This window comes from Streptomyces sp. NBC_01591 (assembly GCF_035918155.1).
Taxonomy (GTDB): Bacteria; Actinomycetota; Actinomycetes; order Streptomycetales; family Streptomycetaceae; genus Streptomyces.
In genome coordinates, this window is sequence record NZ_CP109327.1 from 8691414 (window position 1) to 8706339 (window position 14926).

Genomic DNA, 14926 nt, shown 5'->3' on the forward strand with positions numbered 1-14926 from the left:
GGTTAGGGCTCGTAAAGAATCAACACGTTGCTTCACGGTCTCCCTGTCGTTGGTGTGGTGTGCGCATACCGAGTGAGGTTCGTGACCAACTTGCCCTGAGATTCGGAGTGTTGTTCCCTCATCTGAATGAGCGGCAGCAGCGGCTGGCGCTGGCCGCCGAGGCCCGGCTGCTGGGGCACGGTGGGGTCCGGGCCGTCGCGCGTGCCGCAGGGGTGAGCGAGACGACGGTGCGGAAGGGTGTCTTCGAGTTGGAGGGCGGTGAGGACCCACTGCCCGATGGCCGGGTCCGCCGGGACGGCGGCGGTCGCAAGAGCGCCGAGAAGCTTGACCGGCTGCTCGTTCCGGCGTTGCTGGCGCTGGTCGAGCCGGATGAGCGGGGGGATCCGATGTCGCCGCTGCGGTGGACGACCAAGTCGCTGCGGTCTCTGGCCGGGGAGCTGACGCGGCAGGGCCATACCGCGTCGGCGCCGACCGTGGGCAGGCTGCTGCGGGAGAACGGTTTCAGTCTGCAGGCCAATGCCAAGACCCTTGAGGGCGCTCAGCACCCCGACCGGGACGCGCAGTTCCGGTACATCAACGACCAGGTCAAGGACCATCAGGCGGAGGGCGAGCCGGTGGTCAGTGTGGACACGAAAAAGAAGGAAGTCGTCGGGGATTTCAAGAATGCGGGACGTCAATGGCGGCCGGCCGGTGAACCCGTGCGGGTTGACGTCCATGACTTCCCCAGCGATGCACTGGGCAAGGCCCTGCCTTATGGCATCTACGATCTGGCGGCGGACACCGGCTGGGTGAATGTCGGTACGGATCACGACACCGCAGCCTTCGCGGTCGAATCGATCCGCCGTTGGTGGAACGGGCAAGGACGCCTCGACTACCCGCAGGCCAGACGTCTGTTGATCACTGCCGATGCCGGCGGCTCCAACGGCTACCGCACCCGGGCCTTCAAGACCGAGTTGGCCGCGTTCGCCGCCCGGACCGGCCTGGCCGTCACGGTCTGCCACATGCCGCCGGGCACATCGAAGTGGAACAAGGTGGAGCATCGGCTGTTCTCCGCGATCACCATGAACTGGCGCGGCAGAGCGCTGAACAGCCACGAGGTCGTCGTGCAGTCCATCGCCGCGACCACCACCCGCACCGGTCTCACCGTCCACGCCGAACTCGACACCGGCACCTATCCCACCGGTGTGAAGGTCAGCGACACCGAGCTGAACGCGGCGCCGGTCACCGGACATGCCTTCCACGGCGAATGGAACTACACCGTGCACCCCCACCCCGCCAGCCCGGCAGACCCCACCAGGCCGACGCCCGGGCCGGCGGCGGTCTTCGACCGCGGTGCCCTGTCACATCCCGCGCTGACCGGCATGACCTGCACCGCACTGGCCGAGCTGACCGAGACCCTGACCCCTGGCTGGCAGGCGCTGCAGAAACAGGACCCGGCCACCCGACGCGACGGCGGCACCCGGCGCCGGGCCCCGGGCGGCGGCCGCAAAGCCAAACTCGACCTGGCCGACCGGGTCCTGGCCACCGTGCTGCAACAAAACCTCGCTCTGCCGCCTACCGTGCTGGCCCACCTCTTCGCCGTCAGCAAGGACACCATCCGCCACACCACCAGCGAGATCCGACGACTGATGGACCAGCACGCACACACCCCAGCCCCCAGCAGCACACCTCAGCACCCTGGCAGGACTCCTCGTCCACGCCACCGCACACGGCGCGACCCTCACGACAGAGACCAAACCAACGTGTTGATTCTTTACGAGCCCTTAGGGCTCGTAAAGAATCAACACGTTGCTTCACGGTCTCCCTGTCGTTGGTGTGGTATGCGCATACCGAGTGAGGTTCGTGACCAACTTGCCCTGAGATTCGGAGTGTTGTTCCCTCATCTGAATGAGCGGCAGCAGCGGCTGGCGCTGGCCGCCGAGGCCCGGCTGCTGGGGCACGGTGGGGTCCGGGCCGTCGCGCGTGCCGCAGGGGTGAGCGAGACGACGGTGCGGAAGGGTGTCTTCGAGTTGGAGGGCGGTGAGGACCCACTGCCCGATGGCCGGGTCCGCCGGGACGGCGGCGGTCGCAAGAGCGCCGAGAAGCTTGACCGGCTGCTCGTTCCGGCGTTGCTGGCGCTGGTCGAGCCGGATGAGCGGGGGGATCCGATGTCGCCGCTGCGGTGGACGACCAAGTCGCTGCGGTCTCTGGCCGGGGAGCTGACGCGGCAGGGCCATACCGCGTCGGCGCCGACCGTGGGCAGGCTGCTGCGGGAGAACGGTTTCAGTCTGCAGGCCAATGCCAAGACCCTTGAGGGCGCTCAGCACCCCGACCGGGACGCGCAGTTCCGGTACATCAACGACCAGGTCAAGGACCATCAGGCGGAGGGCGAGCCGGTGGTCAGTGTGGACACGAAAAAGAAGGAAGTCGTCGGGGATTTCAAGAATGCGGGACGTCAATGGCGGCCGGCCGGTGAACCCGTGCGGGTTGACGTCCATGACTTCCCCAGCGATGCACTGGGCAAGGCCCTGCCTTATGGCATCTACGATCTGGCGGCGGACACCGGCTGGGTGAATGTCGGTACGGATCACGACACCGCAGCCTTCGCGGTCGAATCGATCCGCCGTTGGTGGAACGGGCAAGGACGCCTCGACTACCCGCAGGCCAGACGTCTGTTGATCACTGCCGATGCCGGCGGCTCCAACGGCTACCGCACCCGGGCCTTCAAGACCGAGTTGGCCGCGTTCGCCGCCCGGACCGGCCTGGCCGTCACGGTCTGCCACATGCCGCCGGGCACATCGAAGTGGAACAAGGTGGAGCATCGGCTGTTCTCCGCGATCACCATGAACTGGCGCGGCAGAGCGCTGAACAGCCACGAGGTCGTCGTGCAGTCCATCGCCGCGACCACCACCCGCACCGGTCTCACCGTCCACGCCGAACTCGACACCGGCACCTATCCCACCGGTGTGAAGGTCAGCGACACCGAGCTGAACGCGGCGCCGGTCACCGGACATGCCTTCCACGGCGAATGGAACTACACCGTGCACCCCCACCCCGCCAGCCCGGCAGACCCCACCAGGCCGACGCCCGGGCCGGCGGCGGTCTTCGACCGCGGTGCCCTGTCACATCCCGCGCTGACCGGCATGACCTGCACCGCACTGGCCGAGCTGACCGAGACCCTGACCCCTGGCTGGCAGGCGCTGCAGAAACAGGACCCGGCCACCCGACGCGACGGCGGCACCCGGCGCCGGGCCCCGGGCGGCGGCCGCAAAGCCAAACTCGACCTGGCCGACCGGGTCCTGGCCACCGTGCTGCAACAAAACCTCGCTCTGCCGCCTACCGTGCTGGCCCACCTCTTCGCCGTCAGCAAGGACACCATCCGCCACACCACCAGCGAGATCCGACGACTGATGGACCAGCACGCGCACACACCCCAGCCCCCAGCAGCACACCTCAGCACCCTGGCAGGACTCCTCGTCCACGCCACCGCACACGGCGCGACCCTCACGACAGAGACCAAACCAACGTGTTGATTCTTTACGAGCCCTTAGGGCGTGCAGATCTTTTACCCGTGGCTTTCCGCTCGGTGGTTCGTTGGTCTGGCATGGGTGGGTTGGAAGAGCAACAGCCGTGTTGTCAGCCAAGTTCGGGGCGATTCTGCCGCATCTCGACGAGCGGCAGCGTCGTCTGTTGATAGGGGCGGAGGCCCGGTCGCTCGGTCACGGCGGGATCCGGGCGGTCGCCCGTGCCGTCGGCGTCCGGGAGGCCACTGTGTCGCTCGGGGTGCGGGAACTGGACTCCGGAGAGGCGCCGTTGGGGTGGGTTCGCCGGCCCGGTGGTGGCAACCGCCCGGCCGCGCGCAGCTCGTCGTTCTCGGCGGCCCGGCGGGCCGCTGTGCGGGCGTTCTTGGCCCAGACCCCGATCGGGTAGTCGGCCCACACCGCACTGGTCGACGGGAGGAAGTGGCCGTGGGCGGCGGTGTAGAGCCGGGCCGCGGCCACCCCGTCCGCCCAGGCCGCGTCCCGCTCGGCCCAGACCATCCCCAATGCCTCCAGCTCCACGAGGCGCTCCGCCTCCAGGGTGCCGTCGGTGTAGTAGCGACCGCGGTGCCGAGTGCCTCGGGCGGAAGGGTGAAGGGAAGCCGCAGATAGCGATCCAGAGCGCCGTCGGGAGAGAAGTGGAAGCCCGGAGTGAGGGCGAGGTTGCGCGTGGCCGCCAGGTCGGCCAACCGGCGGGGGGTGCCCCTATCTGTTTCGTCAACCCTGTCAGGGTCGGTTGGTGGGTGTTGGTGCTGGTTTTGGGAACGTCCCGCGAAGCGGGACGTTCCCGGCGGATCGGGTGCCTGATGGGCAGCCCGGTGGCCGGCACGGCGGGGGTGGCCGTGCCGGTGCGCGCGTGATGGGGTCAGGAAGGGAGGGGCGGTGGTGCTGTCAGGCCGCGAGGCCGATGTCGCCGGGGGTTCGTGGTTCGTAGAGGGCCCCGGTGCGGATCATTGCGTGGATGACGTTCACACGTTGGCGGGCCAGGCGGAGGATCGCTTGGGTGTGGGTCTTGCCGCGTGCGCGTTGACGGTCGTAGTAGGTGCGGGAGGAGCGGTCGGATTTGCAGCCGATCGCGGCGAACGCGGCCTGGAAGAGGGCGCGTTTGAGGAGTCGGTTGCCGCGGTGGGGTGCGTGCTCGCCACGGATGGAGGTGCCCGAGGACTTGGTGGCGGGGGCGAGTCCGGCGTAGGAGGCGAGGTGTCCTGCGGTGGGGAAGGTGGTGCCGTCGCCGATGGCGACGATCACGGCGGCGGTGGTCCTGACGCCCATGCCGGGCATGGAGGTCAGGAGGTGGAAAAGAGGGAGGGCCTCCAGCAGGGCGGCGATCTCCTGCTCGGCCTGGCGGCGCTGGGTGTGGGCGGCGGCGAGCTGGGCGGCAAGTCCGGGCACGATCAGCGCGCTGGCCTCGGTGCCGGGCACGATGACGGTCTGCTCGGCAAGCGCGTCGAAGATCTCCGCGGTGAGGTGGTGGGCCTTGCGCGAGCCGTGCGCCTTGAGCAGGGCCTCGCAGCGGGCGTGGCCCAGTTTCTTCAGCCTGGCCGGGGAGCCGTGCCGTTCAAGGAGGGCCAGGATGTAGGGGTAGCCCAGCCGGGGGCCGACCACCCGCTCCAGGGTGGGATGGATCTGGGAGAGCAGGCCGCGCAGCCGGTTGGAGGTGCGGTTGACCTCGCCGGCCAGGTCGTTGTCGTAGCCGGTGAGCATGGTCAGCTCGGCCAGCTTCTCGTCGTCGCGGTCCACCGCGCGCAGGGTGTGCGGCATGGTCCGGGCGGTGTCGGCGATGACGAAGGCGTCGCGGGCGTCGGTCTTGGCTTCGCCCGGGTAGAGGTCGGCGGCCCGGCGCATCGAGAGTCCCGGCAGGTAAGCGACCCGGCAGCCGGTCGCGCGGGCCACGGTCAGTGGCAGCGCGCCGATGTTGGCGACCTGGTCCACGATCACCAGGACGGTGCCGAACTTGGCCCTGAGCTTGTCGAACAACTCCCGCAGGCGGGCCTCGGTGTTGGGCAGCTTCTTGTCGTGGACGGTCTTGCCCTGCCCGGTCAGGCCGCGGGCGTGGTGGAACTCCTTGCCCAGGTCCAGGCCGAGGAACAGACCTATGCCGGAGATATCGATGACGGTGTCGGCCATGCGCGATGCCCCTCTTCGGTCGTGCCTTTCGCATCCGTCCCGGCCGTCCCTGCGGCACCACACGCCGGCAACCACGTTACGCAGACATCCCGCCCGTGAAGAGGTCCGGCGTTGCACCGGACCAGGCAGTCGTCAGGCCCCTCATCAGCGGTCAAGCGGTGCCCCGAAGCCCGGCGGCAACACCCCCCAGGTCATCGACTTCGACAGGGGGCACACAGCCATACCGGACCCGGGGGCCAGGCGCCCCATTTCGGGGCCACAGAAAAGGTAACGGGGCGGCGTCGAGGAGCATGAGCCACAGGGACCGACCGCCCTGCGGGACCGGGAAACAACACCACGGAAGACCTGCGAGTCGCGCGACCAAGTAGTTTCTCTGGGACCTGAGTTGGGCGCGTCGGCGGCCGAGGACCGTCCGCTGGCGCTCCAGGAGCCGGGCGGCGACGAGCTGGTCGAACGGCGAGGGGGCGAGCGCGGCCGCGAGCGGGAGCGCCGCCAGCCGCCGGGTGACGTCGGGATGGGCCCGGATCCAACCTACGCGCAGGCCCGGCCACAAGGACTTGCTCAAGGAACCCACGTACACGACGTGCCGGTCACCGGCGCATGACGTGATACGCGGCGGCGGCGCGGCTCCCTCGCGCAGGTCCAAGTCCCGCATGGTCTCGTCGAAGACGACCAAGGTGTCGTGGGCGTGCAACCGCCGGCGCAGTTCGGCGCGCTCCTCCTTGCCCATCAACAGGCCCGTCGGGTTGTGGAAATCCGCGATCAGGTAAGTCAGGGACGGCCGGGCAGTCGCGAGAGTACGGTCCATGGCGGGGACGTCCCAGCCGGTGGGGGTGAGGGGCTGGGAGACCAGCCGGGCACCCGCGCCCCGGAACAGGGCGAGCGCGCCCGGATAGGTGGGGGAGTCCAGGACGACTCTGCTGTTCGGCCGCAGGTATGCCGCGCTGAGCAGGCTCAGCGCGACATCGGCGCCGCTGGTCAGCAGGAGGTGCCCGCTGTCGGTCGCGAGCCCTTGGGCCTCGTAGGCGTCGGCGATGGCTGTGCGCAGCGCCGACGGACCGGCGCCTTCAGAGGGGGCGCGCAACAGTGTGGCGGACAGCGTGTCGGTCGCTTCCCTCACGGCCTGGAGCAGTTCGCCGAAGGGTGCCGCGGGTTCCGCGATGGTGAGGTCCAGCGGTGCCCCGTTCTTGCCTGCTTCGCCCCGGTCGCTGGCCCAGGGCGAGAGGCGCTCGTGCAGCCGGGGCAGGGAGACGGTGCTGCCGGAGCCGGTCCGGGTAACGATCAGTTGCTCGGCGCGCAGGATCTGGTAGCCCATCGTCACGGTGCCCCGAGCGAGACCGAACTCGCCGGCGAGCAGGCGTTCGGCGGGAAGCCGCGCCCCGAGAGGAAGCCGACCGTCGCGGATGGCCTTCTCCACGGCATCGGCCAACCGTCGTGCGAGCGGTCCGTCGCCGGCGAGCCAGTTGCCGAGCAACTGGAAGAACCGTGACGCCGGGACGTGCCACACCGTGCCATTCACGTAGGCCACTTTATTGGGATTGGACCATGACCGGATGGATGGTCTCGCCCTAGCGTCGAGCCGTGACCAGCCACTACCGCATCAGTCCTGAAGACCACACGCCCCTGCACTACCGCCATGTCGATGTGTTTGCCAGCAAGGCGTTCACCGGCAACTCCCTTGCCGTCTTTCCCGACGTCCCCGGCCTCTCCGCCGCACAGATGCTCGCGATCACCCAGGAACTCCGGCACTTCGAGACGATCTTCCTGCGCGGTGAGGATGAGAGCCAGGACGTCACCGCCCGGGTGTTCGACCTCTTCGAGGAACTCGACTTCGCCGGACATCCGGTCCTGGGCGCGGCCGCCGTCCTTCACGAGCGTGACGGCGGCCGGGGCCTGCGGCGCTGGACGTTGCGCCTGGTCGGCGGGACCGTCGAGGTGACGACCCGGCGCACCGCCACCGGGTACCACGCGGAACTCGACCAGGGAGCGCCGGAATTCCTTGCGACTGTACCGGCGGAGGACAGGACGGAGATCGCCGCGGCGCTGAATCTGCCCACCCGGGCACTCGCCGACCTTCCCCTGTGTGTCGTCTCCACCGGCTTGCGCTATCTCATCGTGCCGGTGGTGGCGGGTCTGGCCGAGGCGAGGATCGTCCGCAGCGACTTCGCGGAGCTCGTCGGGCGGTACGGCGCGCAGTTCGCGTACGTGCTCGACATCGAGGCACTGGAAGGTCGCCACTGGAACAACGACGGCGTTCTGGAGGACATCGCGACCGGCAGTGCGGCGGGCTGCGTCGGCGCGTACCTGGCTCTGCACGGCGTTGTGCCCGTCGAGGAGGAGTTCACCCTGGGGCAGGGGCGTTTCACCGGCCGTCCGAGCCGGCTCACCGTCCTGCCGCAGGGACGCCCCGACGCGCTGCACAACATCCGGGTCGGCGGTGACGTGAGCATGGTGGCCCGGGGAACCCTGGACGCCCTGCCCGAGTGAGGACCATTGCCATGCCCAGCTTTCCCCTTCACACGGCCGACCGTATTCGCGCGGTCGTGGACCTCACCGACCTCGCGGAGCCGGTCGCCGACGCCTTCAACGCGTTCAGTACCGCCGACGGCGCCCGGGCGCCGTCGGCGGTACTGCCCGTCGCCGACGGCGGGGACTCCCATGTCAAGACCGCCCACCTGCACGTCATGCGGGATGCCGGCGCATCGGTGGGGCTGGTGTTTGCTCCATCCCGGACATGGCCGGGAGCGCGGTGAACTCGATGCTGGAGGGGTCGTGGGAGCCCTTCAGTTCTCCGGGAGGAACTCCAGGCCGATGTCGCTCGCCTTCAGTTCCTCGGCGAGCATGGCGAGTTCGATGCCGCGGCCGTGCCGCTTGTGCTCGTGGACGACGAGGGTCACGGCGACGCCGGAGGAGCGGATCTCCCCGGCGAGCTTCACGGCGGCCTCCAGCTCGGGGCGCCGGGTGGCGCGGGTGGAGATCTTCTCCGAGAAGACCCGCGTCACCCCGGTCTCGGCGAGGGAGTCAAGCTGTGCGTCGAGGGACTGCCGGGCAGTCGAGGCCCGTGCGTAGCCGAGACGGACGTGCCCGGCCGGTTCAGCGCCGGCGCTCACCGGCCGGGCAGCTCGGTCCACTCATGAAGCACCCGCCACTCCCGCTTTTGACTCCGACGTGGACATCGCTGCGACAAGCTTGAGACGCTTCACAAAATCTATAGACCGGTCTATTCTTGAGTCATGGATGGAACCAAGGGAGCCAGGACCAGCTCGCGGCTGGCGGAATCGATGCTGGAACTGATCCAGCGGCACGGCTATAGCGGCACGGGACTCAACACGGTGGTGGAGCACGCGGGTGCCCCGAAAGGGTCGCTCTACTTCCACTTCCCCCAGGGGAAGGAGGCCCTCGGAGAGAAGGCCGTCGAGCTGGCGGCCGCGCGATTTGGCTCTCTCGTCGCCGACTCGGCGCGAGGGTCGGCCACGCCGGGTGAGGTGGTACGCCGTGTGATCGACGAACTGGCCGGGATACTCAACGACAGCGGCTTCCAGCTGGGATGCCCGGTCTCGGTGGTGACACTGGAGATGGGTGCGCAGAGCGAACGTCTGCGAGACGCCTGCGCCCGTGCCTTCGAGTCATGGATCGCGCCGGTAAGTGACCTGCTCAGTGCGCACGGCCACCCTCGTCCCGTCGCCCGAGCCCTGGCGACAGCCGTGGTCAGCATGGTGGAAGGAGCGGTGATCGTCTCGCGTGCCCAGCGGTCCACCGAGCCGCTGCACTGCGCCGCCCAGGCGATCGCCGTGCTGCTGGAACAGAGCGCGGAGGCTTCGGCATGAGCCCGGAGGACCGGCATGCACTGGTGCTGGGTGCGAGCGGCTTCATCGGGCGCCACTTGGTACTCGCGCTCGGCCAGGCCGGCGTTCGAGTCAGCGCGGCCAGCCGGAGCCATGAGTCCTACCAGCGGCTGACTCGGTGGCTGGCCGGGCGCGGGTATGACCAGGTCCCGATCGACCTCCGGGTCGACTTCGCCAAGGCGTCACTGATGGACGGCGAGTGCGACGACATCACCGAGATCTACAACTGCGCCGGCGCCTACCGGTTCGGCATGTCGGTGGATGAGGCGCGTCGCGCCAACGTTGGCAGCGTCCGCGCGGTCGTCGCGTTCGGGGCGCGGCTGCCGAACCTGCGCCGCCTGGTTCAGGTCTCCGGATACCGCGTGGGCGGGCAGGACGCCGCCCCGTGGAGCGAGGAGTATCGACAGGAGACCTACCGGGCCCTGGGCGCCTACGAGGCGTCCAGGGCCGAGGCGGACGCCGTCTTCCAGGATCTGGCAGGGCAGTTGGGTGTCCCCTGGTCCATCGTCAACCCGGCCAGCGTAATCGGCGACAGCGCCACCGGGGAGTCCGACCAGTACCTCGGACTCGCCTCCAATGTGAAAGACCTCTGGCACGGCTCGCTTCCCGTGCTCCCGGGCAACGGGCACACGTTCGTCCCCGTGGTCGCGGTCGATTACCTCGCCCGTTTCATGACGCTGCTTCCGATGGACGAGGCCACCCACCGCACTGCGTACTGGACGCTGGACGACGGCACGCCCGCACTGCCCGACCTGCTCACGCTCATAGCGGAGCACTACGGGGTCAAGGCACCCAGGACACGGGTCCCGGTGTCCCTGCTCAAGCGGCTGCCCCAGTGGCTCACCAAGGCTGATCCGGAGACCGTGACGTTTTTGTCGACCGACCGCTACCCGACCGATTCGGCCCGTGCCTTCGCCGCCCGGCACGGGCTGGCCATGCCGGACACCGCCACGACGATCCGCCGCTGGGCCGACCACCTTGCAGCCCACCGCTTCGGCGACGCCCCCGCAGGTGACAGACGATTCACCAAGCTGGGCGGGATACGGACTTTCGAGCTCGGCAAGGCAGGCGCACCCACGGTGGTGCTGCCCGGTCTGCCGGTCAACGCCGACACCTGGGCGCCGGTCGTTACGGCGGTCGGGCACGCGCGCGCCGTCGACCTGCCGGGGTTGGGTATGAGCGCCGGACGCCGCGAGGACTGGCAGTCCTGGCTGACCGCGCTGGTCACCGAGACCGGTGCCCGTCACCTGGTGGGTCACTCCATCGGCGCCGCGGCCGCCGTCGACGCCGCGACCGCCCATCCCGATGCGGTGGATCAACTCACGCTGGTGTCACCGTTCTTCCTGCAGGGGCACCCGCCCCGCACCGCCAGGCGGCCGGCCCTGACCCGCTGGTACCTGAGGCGGACACCCCCCGAGGCGCTGGCCGAGCGGCTGACCGGCGCCACGGGCCACGCGGCCGCGCTCCGGTCGGCTGTCGCGGATCTTCGCCGCGGCACCGTTGGGGCCACCGCCGCCGGGCTTCTGGCCGCCACGGCGAACCCGCAGTGGCGTGCCGACCTCCAGGCCAAGCTGCAGCACTACCCAGGGCGTGTCCACATCGTCCTGGGATCCAACGATCCGCTCACCGCTGAGGGACAGTCGCTGCTGGACACCCTCCCGCACGCCACCGTGACAGTGGTTGCCGGCGCGGGGCACCATCCTCAGCTGACGCACTCAGAAGTCGTCGCTCAGGCCATCGGTTCGCAGACCGCCTTCCTGGGCTCGCACAGTGAACCCGGCGTCAGGGCGGCACGCGCACGACCGCGGTGACGAGGTGCTTGGCAGTCGAGGCAGTGCGACGAGCACGGCGGGTACGCCAACTGGTCCGCCTCCTAGGTGCGCGAAATGCTCCACGATCGCGGCGCGGTCGCGAGCGGCGCAGACACGCATCAGGTCGAGCGCCCGCCACGTTAGTCGTCCAAGGGTGGCGATGAGGTCGGCGAAGTCCTTCATCGTGTCTCCACGGTCAAATGGGCGACGGCCTCCGCCGGGGCTTGGGGGCGGGGCACTATGATCCCCAGGTCGAGGCGCTTGTCCATGTCGGAGTGATCGTCAAGGCCTGCGGATCGGTGGCTTTCTGCGGAGTCTGACTTTGGTGACGCTATGACCGGGCTGAGTTTCTCAGGCGAGGCCCTTGAAGAAGTCCGAGATCACGGTGTGCAGGGCTTCAGGCTGTTCCAGGTGCAGGTCGTGGCGGGTGCCGGGGATGCTCATGGCCATGGTGGCGGGTCGCTGCCGGAGCATTTCGTCGGCTTCCTGCGCGGGGATGAAGCTGGTTTGGGCCAGGACGACCAGGGTGGGGCATGCGACCTGACCCCACTCGTGATGGAAGGAACGCTGGGCGTTCTCCGCCAGCGAGCGGACCATCACGTCCCGGTCGAAGCGAGGCCACCATCCGCCCTCGCGTTCCTCCAGCCCGGCCGCCCAGCCTGCGCCGACTGGTCCGCCGCCGAGGAACGCGGCTGCCGCTTCGCGTGAGGGGAACGGTGTCGGCCATGAGTCGAGCCATCCGCCGATGTCCGCGGGGCCGTTCGGGTTTGCCCCGCAGGGCCGGCCTCGACGAGCACGAGCGCGCGGACGAGCCCGGTATGTGCGGCGGCGGTGAGCATGGCGGTGTGCCCGCCCAGCGATTGGCCGACCAGGACGGGCCGCGGCAGCGCCAGCTGATCGACAACGGCGATGACGTCGGCGACGTAGGCGGCGCGGGAGACGTCCCGCGGGTGACGCTCGCTGGCGCCGTGCCCGCGCTGGTCGACCGCGACGACCCGATACCCGGAGCTCAAGCGTTGTGCCAGCACGTCCCATTCACCCGTGTGACCGGCCAAGCCGTGCAGCAGCACGATGGGCTGTCCCGGCCCGCCCCAGTCCCGGCAGGTAAGCCGGACGCCGTCTCGCACCACTACGTGTTCAGACCATGCCACGTCGGCCCCCAGGTAATCGGCTGGCGTCGGCCGTTCGACGAGCCGGCCGCGTTCGAAGCGGGCGCCTGCCCGGACGAGGGCGACGAGGTAGGGCGCATTCACCGCCCGCCACCGCTGCCGGGCGGACTCGACCAGCTTGAAGACCATCGCCAGGGCGGCGGTGCGGGAGCCGGTCCCGCGGGTGACCTTGGTCCGCAGCCGGACCGTGGCGAACGTGGACTCGATCGGATTCGTGGTCCGCAGATGCATCCAGTGCTCGGCCGGGAACGCGTAAAACGTCAGCAGCTCGGCCTGGTCGTCGGTGATCTTCATGACGGCCTTGGGGAACTTCGCCCCGTAGAGCTGCACGAACGTTTTGATCGCCGCCTCAGCGTGCTGCATGTCCTCCGCGCTGTAGATGTCCTGGATGGCCTTCTTCGCGCCCGGCTGCGCGGACTTCGGTAGGGAGTCGAGCACGTTTGCGGTTTTGTGAACCCAGCACCTCTGCTCGCGGTGGTGGGGAAACACCTCGGCCAGCGCCTTCCAGAAGCCCAGGGCACCGTCCCCGACCGCTAGCACCGGGGCGCGCATGCCCCAGCGGGCGCAGTCCCGCATCAGGTCGGCCCACGACTCACCGGACTCGCGGTAACCATCCTTGAGCGCGACCAGCTGCTTGGAACCGTCGGCGCGGACCCCGATGAGCACCAGGACGCAGGCTTTGGCCTCCTTCAGGCGGACGTTGAGGTGGATGCCGTCGGCCCACATGTACACATAGTCGACCTCGGACAGATCACGGTCCATGAACGCGGCGTGATCGGCCTGCCACTGCTGGGTCAGCCGGGTGACCGTCGCCGGAGAGAGCCCGGCGGAGGAGCCGAGGAACTGCTGGCGGGCACGAAGTCGCCGGAGGACATGGTCAGGCGTCCGTCCCGCTTGAAGCGGTGCCCGGTGCGCAGGGCGGTGCACTTGGTGGGGTCCCGGCACCGGCGGCGGGAGGGACGGTGCCGGAGATGTCGGGGACACCCGCGAAGCGGCAACGGATCTCCCGCCAGGCGGTCTCCGTCGGTCTTCAGGATCTGGCCCGGGTGGCTGGCTGCTGCGGAACGATCGCGGGGTAGCCCGCAAGGCTGGGGGCGCAGGTTGATTGTAGTGATGGGCGGGGAACACAGGGGCAGCCCAGGGGAGTCTACGCAGGCCGCGAGGAGAATGTCCTGGCCGATGGCGCGGCCCATCATCTGAAGGGCGTGCTGGGCGATTTGGGCGGTGCCATCGGGGCCACAGATGAGTGCGTCGGTGCCGGGACGGTCCATCGGGGACCATTTTGCAACCAAATGAGGATGAGGAAGGAGAGACGAGCCCCGGTAACCCGCGGCCGGGTCCGTCGGCATGTCAGGAGTGGGGGTCTACGAGGATCTTGACGGCCGTCTCATTGTGGTGGATTAGGGTCTCGAAGCCTTCGGTGACGAGGTCGTCCAGGCCGATGGTCTTGGTGATGAACGGCGCCAGGTCGATGCGCCCCTCCTGCACGAGCTTGATGGTTTGCGGGTGGGAGTTGACGTAGGCGATCGTGCCGCGCAGGTCGACCTCCTTGAGGACGAGCTTCTGCATGTCGAGCGACGCGGGCTTGCCCCAGATTGAGATGACGGTGATGACGCCGCCCGGCTTAACGGCGTCCAGCAGTGTGTCGAGGACGACGTTGACGGACGTGGCCTCGAATGCGACGTCCGCGCCCTTGCCGCCGGTGAGACGCCGGACCTCCTCGGCAACGTCGCTGGCGGCGGGATCGATGACGTGGTCGGCGACCTTGGTGTCCAGCGCCTTCTGCCGGCGCAGCGGGCTGAGTTCGGTGACCGCGACCTCGACGCCCATCGCCTTGAGCACCGCGCAGGTGAGCAGCCCGATGGGGCCGGCGCCGCCGACGAGGGCGAAGTCGCCCGCCTTCGCGCCCGAGCGCTGGAACGCGTGGTACCCAACCGACAGCGGCTCGATGAGGGCCGCCTGGTCCAGCGGGACGTCTCCGACCGGGTGGACCCACCGGCGCTCGACGACGACTTTCTCCGCGAGCCCGCCGCCGCGCCCGCCCAGCCCGATGAAGTTCATATCGGGCGAGATGTGATAAGTCGGGTTATTTTCGCTGGTGTCGACGTCGGGGCGCAGGATGTAGGGCTCGACGACGACGCGGTCGCCCGGCTTCAGGCCTTCGACGCCATCACCCACCGCGTACACGACGCCGGACATCTCGTGGCCAAGCGTCACGGGGGCGGACTCACCCGAGACCGGGTGCGGGTGGCCGGCCGGCGGGACGAAGATCGGTCCGTCGAGGTACTCGTGTAGGTCGGTGCCGCAAATCCCGCAGTATGCGACGTCGATGCCCACCGTGCCCGGTCGGACAGTGGGCTCCGGGATGTCCTCGATGCGGATGTCACCGCGGTCGAAGTAGCGTGCAGCCTTCACTTTGAGCCGGCTCCTTCGTCTATTTTCTGCTCACACCTCGT

12 protein-coding genes and 3 pseudogenes are annotated in these 14926 nt (G+C 69.1%); 6 read left to right on the forward strand and 9 right to left on the reverse strand.

What is annotated here, in order from left to right:
• The first annotated feature begins 65 nt into the window (after nt 1-65).
• The gene (locus OG978_RS40235) at nt 66-3512 is read left to right on the forward strand and encodes an ISAzo13 family transposase (RefSeq protein ID WP_326770305.1); all 3447 of its coding nucleotides are present in this window, start codon (nt 66-68) and stop codon (nt 3510-3512) included.
• A 97-nt stretch (nt 3513-3609) separates the two neighbouring features.
• Nucleotides 3610-3834 (forward strand): annotated as a pseudogene (locus tag OG978_RS40240) (ISAzo13 family transposase); the annotation flags it as partial.
• Between the two features lie 80 nt (nt 3835-3914).
• On the opposite strand, the pseudogene OG978_RS40245 reads toward OG978_RS40240, so the two are convergent.
• The 3 genes and pseudogenes from OG978_RS40245 to yczR all read right to left on the reverse strand — a co-directional run.
• Nucleotides 3915-4019, reverse strand: a pseudogene (locus tag OG978_RS40245) (hypothetical protein); the annotation flags it as partial.
• A gap of 390 nt (nt 4020-4409) precedes the next feature.
• On the reverse strand, nt 4410-5645 hold the full coding sequence (locus tag OG978_RS40250; RefSeq protein ID WP_326763311.1) for an IS110 family transposase: 1236 nt from the start codon (nt 5643-5645) through the stop codon (nt 4410-4412).
• Nucleotides 5646-5796: 151 nt separating this feature from the next.
• Nucleotides 5797-7164: an aminotransferase-like domain-containing protein gene (yczR, locus tag OG978_RS40255; protein ID WP_326763310.1), complete on the reverse strand. Its 1368-nt coding sequence runs from the start codon at nt 7162-7164 to the stop codon at nt 5797-5799.
• A gap of 62 nt (nt 7165-7226) precedes the next feature.
• On the opposite strand from yczR, the gene OG978_RS40260 reads away from it, so the two are divergent.
• Both OG978_RS40260 and OG978_RS40265 read left to right on the forward strand, forming a co-directional pair.
• A complete protein-coding gene (locus OG978_RS40260) occupies nt 7227-8132 on the forward strand; it encodes a PhzF family phenazine biosynthesis protein (RefSeq protein WP_326763309.1) in 906 nt (301 codons plus the stop codon).
• 11 nt (nt 8133-8143) lie between these two features.
• The gene (locus OG978_RS40265; RefSeq protein ID WP_326763308.1) at nt 8144-8398 is read left to right on the forward strand and encodes a hypothetical protein; all 255 of its coding nucleotides are present in this window, start codon (nt 8144-8146) and stop codon (nt 8396-8398) included.
• A 30-nt stretch (nt 8399-8428) separates the two neighbouring features.
• Here OG978_RS40265 and OG978_RS40270 read toward each other — a convergent pair whose 3' ends face one another.
• On the reverse strand, nt 8429-8755 hold the full coding sequence (locus OG978_RS40270; protein ID WP_326763307.1) for a recombinase family protein: 327 nt from the start codon (nt 8753-8755) through the stop codon (nt 8429-8431).
• A 123-nt stretch (nt 8756-8878) separates the two neighbouring features.
• On the opposite strand from OG978_RS40270, the gene OG978_RS40275 reads away from it, so the two are divergent.
• Both OG978_RS40275 and OG978_RS40280 read left to right on the forward strand, forming a co-directional pair.
• Nucleotides 8879-9472, forward strand: coding sequence for a TetR/AcrR family transcriptional regulator (locus OG978_RS40275; protein WP_326763306.1), 594 nt, complete (start codon nt 8879-8881; stop codon nt 9470-9472).
• Nucleotides 9469-11301, forward strand: a complete 1833-nt coding sequence (locus tag OG978_RS40280) for an alpha/beta fold hydrolase (protein ID WP_326763305.1) — start codon at nt 9469-9471, stop codon at nt 11299-11301. The genes OG978_RS40275 and OG978_RS40280 overlap by 4 nt, the downstream gene beginning before the upstream one ends.
• Before the next feature lie 351 nt (nt 11302-11652).
• Here OG978_RS40280 and OG978_RS40285 read toward each other — a convergent pair whose 3' ends face one another.
• The 5 genes and pseudogenes from OG978_RS40285 to OG978_RS40300 form a co-directional block, all read right to left on the reverse strand.
• Nucleotides 11653-11901 carry an alpha/beta fold hydrolase gene (locus tag OG978_RS40285; protein ID WP_326763304.1) on the reverse strand — a complete coding sequence of 83 codons (249 nt, stop codon included), beginning with the start codon at nt 11899-11901 and terminating at the stop codon, nt 11653-11655.
• Entirely contained in the window at nt 11898-12452 is a 555-nt protein-coding gene (locus OG978_RS40290) for an alpha/beta fold hydrolase (protein WP_326770306.1), read from the reverse strand. The genes OG978_RS40285 and OG978_RS40290 overlap by 4 nt, the downstream gene beginning before the upstream one ends.
• Before the next feature lie 15 nt (nt 12453-12467).
• A pseudogene (locus OG978_RS40295) lies at nt 12468-13325 on the reverse strand (IS256 family transposase); the annotation flags it as partial.
• Nucleotides 13265-13819: a substrate-binding domain-containing protein gene (locus tag OG978_RS48555; RefSeq protein WP_442817632.1), complete on the reverse strand. Its 555-nt coding sequence runs from the start codon at nt 13817-13819 to the stop codon at nt 13265-13267. The gene OG978_RS48555 and the pseudogene OG978_RS40295, both read right to left, overlap by 61 nt.
• Before the next feature lies 1 nt (nt 13820).
• Nucleotides 13821-14885, reverse strand: coding sequence for a 2,3-butanediol dehydrogenase (locus OG978_RS40300; RefSeq protein WP_326763303.1), 1065 nt, complete (start codon nt 14883-14885; stop codon nt 13821-13823).
• Nucleotides 14886-14926 lie beyond the last annotated feature (41 nt).

Excerpts from the sequence above, each read along its gene's own strand:
- OG978_RS40280 (WP_326763305.1), top strand. The coding sequence starts at position 9,469 with ATGAGCCCGGAGGACCGGCATGCACTGGTGCTGGGTGCGAGCGGCTTC.
- OG978_RS48555 (WP_442817632.1), bottom strand. The coding sequence starts at position 13,819 with ATGCCGACGGACCCGGCCGCGGGTTACCGGGGCTCGTCTCTCCTTCCT.
- OG978_RS40250 (WP_326763311.1), bottom strand. The coding sequence starts at position 5,645 with ATGGCCGACACCGTCATCGATATCTCCGGCATAGGTCTGTTCCTCGGC.
- OG978_RS40275 (WP_326763306.1), top strand. The coding sequence starts at position 8,879 with ATGGATGGAACCAAGGGAGCCAGGACCAGCTCGCGGCTGGCGGAATCG.
- OG978_RS40265 (WP_326763308.1), top strand. The coding sequence starts at position 8,144 with ATGCCCAGCTTTCCCCTTCACACGGCCGACCGTATTCGCGCGGTCGTG.